Source organism: Paracoccus limosus (genome assembly GCF_009711185.1).
Taxonomy (GTDB): Bacteria; Pseudomonadota; Alphaproteobacteria; order Rhodobacterales; family Rhodobacteraceae; genus Paracoccus; species Paracoccus limosus.
Map to the genome: position 1 here is coordinate 49,973 of NZ_WMIF01000014.1, position 13,216 is coordinate 63,188.

Genomic DNA, 13,216 nt, shown 5'->3' on the forward strand with positions numbered 1-13,216 from the left:
AGCAAGCATGAAATCCGATATCGAGATCGCCCGCGAGGCGCAGAAACGCCCGATCTCGGACATCGCGGCCCGGCTGGGGCTGGGGCCGCTGGATTTCCTGCCCTATGGCCATGACAAGGCCAAGATCACGCATGAATTCATCGCGGGCCTTGCCGGCCGGCCGCAGGGGCGGCTGGTGCTGGTCACCGCGATCAACCCGACCCCCGCCGGCGAGGGCAAGACCACGACCACCGTGGGGCTGGGCGACGGGCTGAACCGCATCGGCAAGCGCGCGACGATCTGCATTCGCGAGGCAAGCCTTGGTCCGAATTTCGGCATGAAGGGTGGGGCTGCCGGCGGCGGCATGGCCCAGATCGTGCCGATGGAGGACATGAACCTGCATTTCACCGGCGATTTCCACGCCATCACCAGCGCGCATAACCTGCTGTCGGCAATGATCGACAACCACATCTACTGGGGCAATGCGCTGCGCATCGACCCGCGCCGCATCGCATGGCGTCGGGTCATGGATATGAACGATCGTGTGCTGCGCCAGACCGTGGTCGCGCTTGGCGGCCCGCCGAACGGTTACCCGCGCGAGACCGGCTTTGACATCACCGTCGCCTCCGAGGTGATGGCGATCCTGTGTCTGGCCTCGGATCTGGCCGATCTGCAAGAGCGGCTGGGCCGCATCGTCATCGGCTATACCATCGACCGCCAGCCGATCACCGCGCGCGACATCGGCGCCGATGGCGCGATGACGGTGCTGCTGCGCGACGCCTTGCAGCCCAATCTGGTGCAGACGCTGGAAAACAACCCGGCGCTGGTGCATGGCGGCCCCTTTGCCAATATCGCGCATGGCTGCAACTCGATCATGGCGACGCGCACCGCGCTGGCGCTGTCGGATTACGTGGTGACCGAGGCCGGCTTCGGCGCCGATCTGGGGGCCGAGAAATTCCTCGACATCAAATGCCGGCTGGGCGGGCTTGCGCCGGCGGCGGTGGTGCTGGTGGCGACGGTGCGCGCGCTCAAGATGAACGGCGGCGTGGCGCGCGCCGATCTGGGGCAGGAAAACGTCGCCGCCCTGCGCGCTGGCTGCGCCAATCTTGGCCGCCATATCGAGAACCTGCAGATTTACGGCGCGCCGGTGGTGGTGGCGATCAACCATTTCACCAGCGACACCGCGGCCGAAATCGCCGCCCTGCAGGACTATTGCGCCGACCATGGCGTGCAGGCCGTGCTGTGCCGGCACTGGGCCGAGGGCAGCGCGGGGGCCGTGGATCTGGCCCGGCAGGTGGTGACGCTTTGCGAGCAGGCCGCCGATTTCACGCTGCTTTATCCCGATGAGCTGAGCCTGTCGGACAAGATCGAGACCGTCTGCAAGCGCATCTACCGCGCCGAGGCGGTCGAGTTCCTGCCGCATGTGCGCGATCAGCTGCAGGTCTGGCAGGCGGCAGGGCATGGCCATCTGCCGGTGTGCCTTGCCAAGACGCAATACAGCTTTTCCGCCGATCCGACGGCGCTTGGCGCGCCGACCGGCTTCAGCGTGCCGGTGCGCGAGGTGCGTCTGGCCGCCGGCGCGGGCTTTGTCGTGGCGATCTGCGGCGACATCATGACCATGCCCGGCCTGCCGCGCGAACCGGCGGCGCTGCGCATCGGCCTTGACGATCAGGGCCGCATCGAGGGGCTGTTCTGACATGCGCGCCGGCCTGCCACTGGCGCCGCCCGGGCTACGGGTCGGGCTGCTGGGGGGATCCTTCGATCCGGCGCATCAGGGCCATGTCCGCATCACCGAAGAGGCGCTGCGCCGGTTCCGGCTGGACCGGATCTGGTGGCTGGTCAGCCCGGGCAACCCGCTCAAGCCGCATGGCCCCGCACCTTTGGCCGAGCGGATGGCCAATGCCCGCCGCATGATGCAACACCCGCGCGTCGCCATCACCGATGTCGAGACGCGGCTGGGCACCCGGATGACGGCCGACACGGTCGCGGCCTTGCAGCGGCTTTATCCGGGGGTGCGCTTCGTCTGGCTGATGGGGGCTGACAATATGGTGCAATTCGACCGTTGGGACCGCTGGGCCGAGATCGCGGCCCGCCTGCCGATCGGGGTGATCGCGCGGCCGGGCTGGCGGATGCCGGCGCGGTTTTCGCGTGCGGCGCGGATACTGGGGCCGGCGCGGCTGCCCGATGAACAGGCCGGCCTGCTGGCCGATTGCCGTCCGCCGGTCTGGGCGATGATCAATGTGCCGATGAGCAAACTGTCTTCGACCGCGATCCGGGCGGGGCGGGCATGATGCTGTCGCGACGCAGCCTTCTGGCCGGTATGGCGGTGCTGGCCCTGCCCATGCGGCTGCGGGCCGATCCCGCTGCGGCCATCGGCGCGGCGAAACTGGGCGCGGATGTGGCCTTTGCCGCGCTGGATGCGACCAGCGGCACGCTGCTGGCCGCGCGCGAGGCCGACCAGCCGATGGCACCGGCCAGCACGCTCAAGATCGTGACCGCGCTCTATGCCCTCGACCGGCTGGGCGCAGGGCACCGCTTTGCCACCCGCGTTCTGGCCGCGGGCGATACGCTGATCCTTGCCGGTGGCGGTGATCCGGTGCTCGACAGCGACGATCTGGCCGGGCTGGCGGGGCAGGTGGCGCAGGCGTGGCAGGGACCGCCACCGGCGCGTTTTCTGGTCTGGGGCGGCGCACTGCCGCATGTCGCCCGGCTCGACCCGGCGCAGGACGAATACCTGCCCTATAACCCGACTCTTTCGGGAATGATGCTGAACTTCAACCGGGTGCATTTGGACTGGCGCTCGGGGCAGATGGCGCTGCAGGCGCGCGGGCGCCGGCAATCGCCGCGCGCCTACAGCATCACCATCGCCGGCGTGGCGCGCTCCAGCCCGCTCTTTACCTATGATGGCAGCGGCCCCCGCGAAAGCTGGACGATTGCCCGCGGCGCCATGGGCGCGCAGGGCGCGCGCTGGCTGCCGGTGCGCCAGCCCGAACTTTATGCCGGCGACGTGTTCCAGACCCTGTGCCGCGCCCAAGGTCTGGCGCTGCCCGATCCCGAACGCGGCGATCTCGCCCCCACCGGACACGAGATCGCGCGCCATGACAGCCCGCCTCTGGACCGGATCCTGCGCGGCATGCTGGAATATTCGACCAACCTCACCGCAGAGGCTTTGGGCCTTGCCGCCAGCAGCGCGGGCGATCTGCGCGCCTCGGCGCAGGCGATGGTGCAATGGCTGGCTGCCCGCGATCCGCAGGCCCGGGCCGAGCTCTACGACCACTCGGGCCTGTCCTCGCGCAACCGGATCTCGCCGCTGACGCTGGCCCGGCTGCTGCAGGGCGAGGGCCGCGCCCGCGACCTCGCCGCCCTGCTCAAACATGTGCCGCTGCGCGACGCCAAGGGCAAGAAAACCGCAAGCCCGCTGCAGATCCTGGCCAAGACCGGCACGCTGAACTTCGTCTCCAACCTCGCCGGCTATGCCAAGGACGCCGCCGGTCGCGAAATCGCCTTTGTGGTCTTCGCCGCCGACGAAAACCGCCGCGCCGCCAGCGAGGGGCAGGAACTGCCCGACGGCGTCATCGGCTGGACGAAACGTGCCAAGGCGCTGCAACAGGCACTGGTCGAGGATTTCCTCGCAACCGCCTGATTTCACCATTTTCCAAATACCCCTGCGGCCGCGCCACCCGCGCTGCCGCCGGGCGTTACAAGACCCGGTGCCGGGCGCGCGTCGCCAGTTCGATCGCCGCCGCATGCAGCCGGTCGATCTCCAGCTGCTCGCGGATCTCGGCCAGCATTTCGGCCTCGATCTCGCCCAGCCGCCCGTCCGAGGCAGCGACATCGCAGGCCAGCAGATAGGCGGTGTCATACAGCTTTTCGGGCAGCGACTCGCGCACCAGCCCGAACAGCGCATCCAGCCCGTCCTCTTCCTCGAACAGGCTCATCACCGTCTGCGATACGGCGCGGACGCGGTCGATGTCATAGCTGGCAAAGACCGGCGTGTGGTTCACCGCGCGCTCGATCGCGACCAGTTCCGCCGTGCGCAGATTCTGGTCCGAGGCCGAGACCCCGACCATCACCGCCACCAGCGCATCGCAGGGCGAGAATGACGGAACACTGTCGGGCATGCTATTTCTCCATGGGTTTCAGGGGTAATTATTGACCATTCTCCAGCGTTTCAATACGGGGAAGTTTCGAGTGAATGGAGACCCGAGATGACCGCTCTGCGCGACGCCGCGATGAAATCCAAGGCCTGGCCCTTTGAAGAGGCCCGCCGCGTGCTGAAGCGCTATGAAAAGAAGGACCCGGAAAAGGGCTATGTGCTCTTCGAGACCGGCTATGGTCCCTCGGGTCTGCCCCATATCGGCACCTTCGGCGAGGTGGCGCGTACGACGATGATCCGCCGCGCCTTCCAGATGATCTCGGACATTCCGACGCGGCTGTTCTGCTTCTCGGATGACATGGACGGCATGCGCAAGGTGCCCGAGAACGTGCCGCAGCAAGAGATGCTGCGCGAGCATCTGCAGGAACCGCTGACCACGGTGCCTGACCCGTTCGGCGAATATGACAGCTTTGGCGGCCACAACAACGCCATGCTGCGCCGGTTCCTCGACACCTTCGGCTTCGAATACGAATTCATCAGCGCGACCGAGTTCTACAAATCCGGCCAGTTCGACGCCACGTTGCTGCTGGCCGCCGAACGCTATGACGCGATCATGGAGATCATGCTGGCCAGCTTGCGCGAAGAGCGTCAGCAAACCTATTCCTGCTTTCTGCCGATCAGCCCCAAGACCGGCAAGGTGCTTTACGTGCCGATCAAGCATGTTGACGCGAAGAACGGCACCATCACCTTTGACGACGAGGACGGGCAGGAACTGACCCTGCCGGTCACCGGCGGCAATGTGAAGCTGCAATGGAAGCCCGACTTCGGTGCCCGTTGGGCGGCGCTGGATGTGGACTTTGAAATGTATGGCAAGGACCACAGCACCAATACGCCGATCTATGACGGCATCTGCAAGGTGCTGGGCGGCCGCGCGCCTGAACATTTCACCTATGAGCTGTTCCTGGATCAGGAAGGGCAGAAGATCTCGAAATCCAAGGGCAACGGGCTCAGCATCGACGAATGGCTGACCTATGCGGCCACCGAGAGCCTCAGCTATTTCATGTATCAAAAGCCCAAGACCGCCAAGCGGATGTATTTCGACGTCATCCCGAAAGCGGTGGATGAATATCACCAGCAGCTGCGCGCCTATCCCGATCAGAGCCCCGATCAGCAGCTGGCGAACCCGGTCTGGCACATCCATGGCGGTGAGGTTCCGGCATCCGACATGGTGGTGCCGTTCCAGATGCTCTTGAACCTTGCCTCGGTCGCAGGGGCCAAGGACAAGTCGGGGCTGTGGGGCTTTATCCGCCGCTATGCGCCCGAGGCCAGCCCCGAGACCAACCCGACGCTGGACCATGCCGCCGAATTCGCCGTGCGCTATTTCAATGACTTCGTGGCGCCGACGCGGACTTTCCGCCTGCCTTCCGAGGTCGAGCGCCGCGCGCTGGAGGATCTGGCAGGGCGGCTGGCGGCATGGGACCAGCCGGCCGATGCCGAGGCGCTGCAGACCATGGTTTTTGCCATCGGCCGCGAGCATGGGTTCGAGCCGATGAAGGACTGGTTCCAGGCGCTGTATCAGGTGCTCCTGGGTGCCGATCAGGGGCCGCGCTTTGGCGGTTTCATCGCGCTTTACGGCGTGGCCGAAACCCGCGCACTGATCGAGCGTGCCTTGGCAGGCGAACTGGCGGGGCCCACCCCCGCCTGACCTGAAACCTGACCGCCCGTTGATGCCGCTGTTGCGTCTGGCCCCGTTGCCGCGCACGGTTGGTTAACGGGCGGTTAACGCCAGATTGCCAAATTCCGACCAGAGCGCGCGGCCCGGAGATTTTCCCTTGGGCTCGCAAGATCTGGTAGAGGGAGACATTTGGCATGACCATTGCGATTGGCAGCAAGGCATTGATGCCGCGCGAGTTCCGGCTGGGGCTGAACCTGTGGTCGCGGACCGACGGCACACCCGACAGCCCGACCTGGGCCGGGCAAGGCAATGCCGCCGTGGTGGCCTCTGATCAGGATTTCGGCAATTGCCTGGAAATCCTCAAGCTCGATACGGTCACCTCGCTGCGCTATATGCGGCCGACGCCGATCAGCCCGGGCACCTATCTGCGCATCTCGACGCGCGTGAAGGCACTGGCAGGCAATATCCCGCAGGTGCGCATCGCGGGCTATGCGGGCGGGCCGGGCGGCGGCAATATCGCCGGCGCGGTGCAGATCGGGCCGGTGGTGACGCTGCCGGGCTATGGCAATGTGGTCGAGGTCTCGGCCGTGGTCGGCTCGGGGCGGCGCAATGGCGTCGACATGCCCTGGGGCCGGCAGGCGACCTTTGGCTATTTCGGCCTTGATCTGATCGGCGACAACAACGGTTCGGTGGTGATCGAGAATTTCGTCATCGAGGATGTCACGGCGGCCTTTGTGCCGGACATGCTGGACTGGGTCGATGTGCGAGACTTTGGCGCAGTCGGCGATGGCGTCACCGACGACCGCGCGGCCTTTGTCGCGGCCAATGCGGCTTCCGGCACCAATCAGGTGCTGGTGCCTGCGGGCACCTATTTCATCGGCTCGGATCTCAGCATCAGTTCGGTGGTGCGTTTCGTGGGCAAGCTCAGCATGCCGCGAACCGCGCGGCTGGCGCTGACCGGCAAGTTCGATTTCCCGACCTATGCCGCAGCTTTCGGCGACGAGACCGAGGGCATGAAGCGCGCTTTGCAGGCGCTGTTCGGCTATACCGATCACAGCGTGCTGGATCTGGCCGGGCGCTGCGTGCATCTGACCGAGCCCCTGCGCGTCGCCGATTACGCCCCTGCGCTGACGACGTTTTCCAACCGCCGCGTCATCACCAATGGCCAGATCGCCATCGTGCCGGGCAATGCATGGCAGACCGGCACCGTCACCGCAGCCGGCACCTATAACCCGGCGCTGCCGGTGACCCTGTCGGCGGTCGGCAATATCGGCACGATCGAGGTCGGCGCGCGGCTTTCGGGCCCCGGCGTCGGGCGCGAGGTCTATGTGCTGGCCAAGAACGCCGCCGCCGGCACCCTGACCCTGTCGCAGCCGCTTTACGGTGGTGCCGGCACGCGCAGCTATACCTTTACCCGCTTCCGCTATGCCTTTGATTTCTCGGACATGGAGCAATTGGCGCGGTTCAACTTCGACGATGTGGAGTTCCTGCTTGAGGGCAATGCCAGCGGCGTCATGCTGGCCAAGACCGGCTCGATGAACTGTTTCCGCGACTGCTATTTCACCCGGCCCAAGGATCGCGGCATCACCTCGATCGGCACTGCCTGTCAGGGGATGCTGGTGGATCGCTGCGAGTTCCTGTCCAACGAGATGGGTCTGCTGGCGCAAAACCGCAGCAGCGTCGCGCTGAACGTCAACAACAACGACACCAAGATCCGCCACAGCCGGTTCATCCGCTTTGGCCATTTTGCGGTGTTGAACGGCGGCGGCCACATGATCGAGGGCAACCACTGGTTTCAGGGCGATGCGGCGCAGAACGGCGTGCGTTTCGGCGGGCTGGTGCTGACCCAGACCAACGTGCAGGCGACGGTGACCGGGAACTATATCGACAACTGTTCGATCGAATGGACGAACGAGCATGACGCCCGGCCGAATTTCGAGGGGGATGAGTATTCCTTTGGCGGGCTGACCATCACCGGCAATACCTTTCTGGCCTCGGACACCAACCTTGGTTTTAACTGGCTGGTGGTCAAACCCTATGGCTCGGGGCATTTCGTGCATGGGCTGTCGGTGATGGGCAATGTGTTCAAATCGCTGAACAACAAGATCACCCGCATCGACCGCGTCGATACCACCTTTGCCAGTCTGGATTATACACGGATGCGCAACATCCAGTTTCAGGGCAATATGTTCAACGGCGTCAACACCTATGTCGCCAACCCGGTCGATGTCACCTTTACGCAGGCCACGGCCTCGAACCGCTGGCTGGTGCCGGTCAATGTCGCGCTGCCCTTCGACGGCTGGGCCAAGAACGTGCAATCGGTCATCGCGACCGGCCCGATCACCAATGCCAACAATGCCCGCGTGGCCGAAATGCCTTGGGTGCAGGCGGCCATGGGCACCACGCGCAAGCAGGTGGCGGTGAACTGGGGGGCCGCGACCAAGGGCACGATCTCGTTGCGGGTGCGGATGGACAACCCGGACTAGGCGCGCAGGGCATCGTCCTTTCCCTCTCGCGATGCCCCCGGCCCCCGGCTGCCCCTGTGGCGGCCGGGGTTTCCGGCGTTGCGGCGGTCAGAGGCCGGGCGTCAGCAGATCCTGCGCGTCAAGGTGAAAGGCGCGGCCAAAGCCGCCGTTCAGCAGTGCCGATTGCGGCACCAGCCGCCAGAAGCGGAAATCGGGCAGATCGACATAGACCCGCGCCTTGGGATCACGTGCCAGCCACAGATCGCGGCGCGCGGCATCGGCCGGCGCCGGTTCGGCGCGGGCGATGATCGACAGCCGGGCATGGGTCATCGGATCGCCCTTGGCCGCCTCGGCGTCAGTGATCATGAGACCGGCGCGCGGATCGGCCATCAGCGCGCGCGTATGCGCTGCAAGCCCCGAAAGCAGTGCCAGCGGCACGCCGTCGCGGTCCACCTGCAGCGCGATGCGGGTCACAAGTGGCGCACCGCTGGCCGGATCCAGACTGCCCAGCGTTGCATGGCGCGCGGCATGGATCAGCCGGCGGGCCAGCGCGCGGGCCTCGTCATCGGTGGGGCGGATGGGGTCCATGGTCAGTCTCGCCAGCAGCTTATGGGCGATCCATGCGCAAGCGCGCGGGTAATGTCAAAAATTTACTAAACCGCAAGCGATCTGGTGAAGTAATTTACAAAATTCTCCTTTTCAAAAAATGGTTTACGCAGAAGGGTAAAGCGTATTAACTTCGGCACAGCCAAAGCCGGCTTGCGCAGCAAGGGAAGAGGGTTGCGCATCGCGACGTGCCGCATAGCGAGTAGAGGAGGCCCGCCATGTCTGTTGAAAATACTGCCAAACATCCCATTCCGCCCGGGTTCGAGGGCGCGCTGGTCACGCCGGCCGACTATGATCGGCTCTATGCCGAATCGATGAATGACCCCGATGGTTTCTGGCGCCGCGAAGGGCGCAGGCTGGACTGGATCGAACCCTATACCAAGGTGAAGAACACCGATTTCACCATGGGCAAGGTCTCGATCAAATGGTTCGAGGACGGGGTGCTGAACGCCTCGGTCAACTGTATCGACCGCCACCTGCCGGCCCGTGCCAACCAGACCGCGATCATCTTTGAACCCGATGATCCGCAAACCCCGGCCCGCCACATCACCTATGCCGAGCTGTCGGAAAAGGTGAACCGCTTTGCCAACGTGCTGCTGAGCCAGGGCGTGATGCGCGGCGACCGCGTGGTGATCTATCTGCCGATGATCCCCGAGGCCGCCTATGCCATGCTGGCCTGCGCTCGGATCGGTGCCATCCATTCCATCGTCTTTGCCGGCTTCTCGCCCGATGCGCTGGCCAACCGCATCAACGATTGCGGCGCCAAGCTGGTCATCACCGCCGATACCGCGCCGCGCGGCGGCCGCCGCACCGGGCTCAAGTCGAACACCGATGCCGCCCTGCTGCATTGTTCGGACAAGGTGCGCTGTCTGGTGGTCAAGCATACCGGCGACCAGACCACCTGGATCCAGGGCCGCGACATCGACGTGCTCAAGCTGATGGAGGACGTCAGCCCCGATTGCCCGCCGCGCCCGATGGGGGCCGAGGACCCGCTCTTCATCCTTTACACCTCGGGTTCGACCGGCAAGCCCAAGGGTGTGGTGCATACCACCGGCGGCTATCTCGTCTATGCCTCGATGACGCATCAATACACCTTCGACTATCAGGAAGGTGACGTGTTCTGGTGCACCGCCGATGTGGGCTGGGTCACCGGGCACAGCTATATCGTCTATGGCCCGCTGGCCAATGGCGCGACCACGCTGATGTTCGAAGGCGTGCCGACCTTCCCCGATCCGGGCCGGTTCTGGGCGGTCTGCGAAAAGCACAAGGTGACGCAATTCTACACCGCCCCCACCGCCATCCGCTCGCTGATGGGGCAGGGGCCGGACTGGGTCGAGAAATACGATCTCTCGTCGCTGCGTGTCCTTGGCTCGGTCGGCGAGCCGATCAACCCCGAAGCCTGGGTCTGGTATGACAAGCATGTCGGCAAGGGCCGCTGCCCGATCGTCGACACCTTCTGGCAGACCGAGACCGGCGGCCATATGATCACCTCGCTGCCCGGCGCGATCGAGACCAAGCCGGGCGCGGCGACGCTGCCCTTCTTTGGCGTCAAGCCGGTGGTGCTAGAGCCGCAGACCGGCCAGCCGATCGAGGGCAATGGCGTCGAGGGCGTCTTGTGCATCGGCGACAGCTGGCCGGGGCAGATGCGCACGCTGTGGGGCGATCACGAGCGCTTCATGGAGGCCTATTTCCAGCAATATCCCGGCTATTACTTCACCGGCGACGGCTGCCGGCGTGACGAGGACGGCTATTACTGGATCACCGGCCGGGTCGATGACGTGATCAACGTCTCGGGCCATCGCATGGGCACGGCCGAGGTGGAATCGGCGCTGGTCGCCCATGCCAAGGTCGCCGAGGCCGCCGTGGTCGGCTATCCGCATAACCTCAAGGGGCAGGGCATCTATGCCTATGTCACCCTGATGAACGATGTCGAACCCAGCGAGGATCTCCGCAAGGAGCTGGAAGCCTGGGTCCGCACCGAGATCGGGCCCATCGCCAAGCCTGACCTGATCCAATGGGCACCGGGCCTGCCCAAGACACGTTCGGGCAAGATCATGCGCCGCATCCTGCGCAAGATCGCCGAGAACGACTTCGGCGCGCTTGGCGATACCTCGACGCTGGCCGAGCCGGGCGTCGTCGATGAGCTGATCGAAAACCGCATGAACCGCGCCTGAGCCCTTCGGGGCCGGTTCGATACCTGACTGAGCCTGCTGCGGGCGCCCTGCGCGCCCGTGGCCCGGCAGCGGCTGCGCGCGCTTAAAGGCCCGCGCCTGCCGCCGCCCCGCCCGTCCGCCGGTGGAGCGAGGACCGCCAGCGCCGGGCGCCAAGGACAATCGTGGCAGTGGAGGAACACGACGACGATGGAACAAAATCTGGCCGACCGGATCGCAGCGGATCCGAACTATCAACTGCTCAAGACAACGCGATCGCGCTTTGGCTGGAGGCTGACCATCGCCATGCTGGTGGTCTATTACGGCTATGTCCTGCTGATCGCCTTTGACAAGTCGGTGCTTGCCGCCCGGATCGGCAGCGGCGCGATGACCTGGGGGATCCCGCTGGGTTTTGGCGTGATCATCTTTACCATGGTGGTGACCGGCATCTACGTGCGCCGCGCCAACAGCGAATTCGACGAGCTGACCGAGCGCGTCAAGCGGGAGGCGCTGAAATGAGGGTTTCGATGCGCAACCTGCCGGCGCTTGCGCTGGCATCAACCCTTGCGCCGGGTCTGGCGCTGGCCGATGTGATCCAGGGCGGCACCAAGCAGGCGACGAACTGGACCGCCATCGCCATGTTCGGCGGCTTTGTCATCCTGACGCTGTTCATCACCAAATGGGCGGCCGCCAAGACCAAGTCGGCCTCGGATTTCTACACGGCCGGCGGCGGCATCTCGGGCTTTCAGAACGGGCTTGCGATTGCCGGCGACTATATGTCGGCGGCCTCGTTTCTGGGGATTTCGGCGGCGGTGATGACCACCGGCTATGACGGGCTGATCTATTCGATCGGCTTTCTGGTCGGCTGGCCGATCCTGACCTTCCTGATGGCCGAGCGGCTGCGCAACCTTGGCAAGTTCACCTTTGCCGATGTGGCGGCGTTCCGCTTTGCGCAGACGCCGGTGCGGATCTTTGCCGCCTCGGGCACGCTGGTCGTGGTCGCCTTCTACCTGATCGCGCAAATGGTCGGCGCGGGCTCGCTGATCCAGCTGCTCTTCGGTCTGGACTACTGGATCGCCGTGGTCATCGTCGGCGCGCTGATGATGATCTATGTGCTCTTTGGGGGCATGACGGCGACGACCTGGGTGCAGATCATCAAGGCCTGCCTGCTTTTGGGCGGCGCCTCGTTCATGGCCTTCATGGTCGTGCTGCATTACGGCTTCTCGCCCGAGGCGATGTTTGCCGATGCGGTCAAGGTCAAGGCCGATCTGGCAACCGCCGCCGGCAAGACCCCCGAAGAGGCCGCCGCCGAAGGCTGGTCGATCATGGGGCCGGGCACCTTCATCAAGGACCCGATCTCGGCCATCAGCTTCGGCATGGCGCTGATGTTCGGCACCGCCGGCCTGCCGCATATCCTGATGCGCTTCTTCACCGTTCCCAGCGCCAAGGAAGCGCGCAAATCGGTGATGTGGGCAACGGGCTGGATCGGCTACTTCTACCTTCTGACCTTCATCATCGGCTTTGGCGCCATCACCTTCGTGCTGACCAACCCCGATTTCGTCGGCGCGGATGGCAAGCTGGTCGGCGGCAACAATATGGCGGCCGTGCATCTGGCCCATGCGGTCGGCGGCAACGTCTTCCTGGGCTTCATCTCGGCAGTGGCCTTTGCGACCATCCTCGCGGTGGTGGCGGGGCTGACGCTCTCGGGCGCCTCGGCGGTCAGCCATGACCTCTATGCGACGGTGATCAAGAAGGGCAACCCTGAGCCGGGCAGCGAGCTGCGCGTGTCGCGCATCACCACCATCGCGCTTGGCATCGTCGCCGTCGTGCTGGGCATCGCCTTCAAGAACCAGAACATCGCCTTCATGGTGTCGCTGGCCTTTGCGGTGGCAGCCTCGGCGAACTTCCCGGTGCTGTTCATGTCGGTTCTGTGGAAGGATTGCACCACGCGCGGCGCGGTCATCGGCGGCTTCCTTGGGCTGATCTCCTCGGTGGTGCTGACGGTGCTCTCGCCCTCGGTCTGGGAGGCCACGCTCGGCAACCCGGTCGGCTCGGCACCCTTCCCCTATACCTCGCCGGCGCTCTTCTCGATGACCTTGGCCTTTGCCGGCATCTGGATCTTCTCGAAGCTCGATAACAGCGCGCGGGCGCGCACCGACCGGGCAGGCTTCCTCGCCCAGCAGGTGCGCTCGGAAACCGGGATCGGCGCTTCGGCGGCCTCGGATCACTAAGCGACAAACGGTCC

General features: G+C 65.2%; 10 protein-coding genes. 8 read left to right on the plus strand and 2 right to left on the minus strand.

All coding sequences use genetic code 11. The features are described 5' to 3' along the window. Nucleotides 1-7: 7 nt before the first annotated feature. From GL279_RS11260 to GL279_RS11270, 3 genes are read left to right on the plus strand one after another with little or no spacing between them, the layout of a single operon-like run. Nucleotides 8-1,675 carry a formate--tetrahydrofolate ligase gene (locus tag GL279_RS11260; protein WP_155064726.1) on the plus strand — a complete coding sequence of 556 codons (1,668 nt, stop codon included), beginning with the start codon at nucleotides 8-10 and terminating at the stop codon, nucleotides 1,673-1,675. A gap of 1 nt (nucleotide 1,676) precedes the next feature. Beyond that, complete coding sequence (locus tag GL279_RS11265) at nucleotides 1,677-2,270, plus strand: nicotinate-nucleotide adenylyltransferase (protein ID WP_155064727.1); 594 nt, start codon at nucleotides 1,677-1,679, stop codon at nucleotides 2,268-2,270. Next, a complete protein-coding gene (locus GL279_RS11270) occupies nucleotides 2,267-3,622 on the plus strand; it encodes a D-alanyl-D-alanine carboxypeptidase/D-alanyl-D-alanine-endopeptidase (protein WP_246175279.1) in 1,356 nt (451 codons plus the stop codon). The genes GL279_RS11265 and GL279_RS11270 overlap by 4 nt, the downstream gene beginning before the upstream one ends. A 55-nt stretch (nucleotides 3,623-3,677) precedes the next feature. Here the strand turns inward: GL279_RS11270 and GL279_RS11275 are convergent, their stop codons facing one another. Continuing rightward, nucleotides 3,678-4,100 (minus strand): tellurite resistance TerB family protein, encoded by a 423-nt coding sequence (locus GL279_RS11275; protein ID WP_155064728.1) that lies wholly within the window; start codon nucleotides 4,098-4,100, stop codon nucleotides 3,678-3,680. Between the two features lie 87 nt (nucleotides 4,101-4,187). Between GL279_RS11275 and GL279_RS11280 the strand changes: the two genes are divergently transcribed. After that, nucleotides 4,188-5,780, plus strand: a complete 1,593-nt coding sequence (locus tag GL279_RS11280; protein ID WP_155064729.1) for a lysine--tRNA ligase — start codon at nucleotides 4,188-4,190, stop codon at nucleotides 5,778-5,780. A gap of 164 nt (nucleotides 5,781-5,944) precedes the next feature. After that, nucleotides 5,945-8,236: a glycosyl hydrolase family 28-related protein gene (locus tag GL279_RS11285; protein WP_155064730.1), complete on the plus strand. Its 2,292-nt coding sequence runs from the start codon at nucleotides 5,945-5,947 to the stop codon at nucleotides 8,234-8,236. A gap of 87 nt (nucleotides 8,237-8,323) precedes the next feature. Here the strand turns inward: GL279_RS11285 and GL279_RS11290 are convergent, their stop codons facing one another. After that, a complete protein-coding gene (locus tag GL279_RS11290; protein WP_211371297.1) occupies nucleotides 8,324-8,803 on the minus strand; it encodes a HugZ family pyridoxamine 5'-phosphate oxidase in 480 nt (159 codons plus the stop codon). Between the two features lie 236 nt (nucleotides 8,804-9,039). Here GL279_RS11290 and acs point away from each other — a divergent pair, with 236 nt between their 5' ends. The 3 genes from acs to GL279_RS11305 all read left to right on the plus strand — a co-directional run bounded on the left by acs (nucleotide 9,040) and on the right by GL279_RS11305 (nucleotide 13,202). Further along, complete coding sequence (gene acs / locus GL279_RS11295; RefSeq protein ID WP_155064732.1) at nucleotides 9,040-10,995, plus strand: acetate--CoA ligase; 1,956 nt, start codon at nucleotides 9,040-9,042, stop codon at nucleotides 10,993-10,995. A 186-nt stretch (nucleotides 10,996-11,181) separates the two neighbouring features. Next, complete coding sequence (locus GL279_RS11300; protein WP_155064733.1) at nucleotides 11,182-11,490, plus strand: DUF485 domain-containing protein; 309 nt, start codon at nucleotides 11,182-11,184, stop codon at nucleotides 11,488-11,490. Continuing rightward, the gene (locus GL279_RS11305; RefSeq protein ID WP_211371298.1) at nucleotides 11,487-13,202 is read left to right on the plus strand and encodes a cation acetate symporter; all 1,716 of its coding nucleotides are present in this window, start codon (nucleotides 11,487-11,489) and stop codon (nucleotides 13,200-13,202) included. The genes GL279_RS11300 and GL279_RS11305 overlap by 4 nt, the downstream gene beginning before the upstream one ends. Nucleotides 13,203-13,216: the final 14 nt, after the last annotated feature.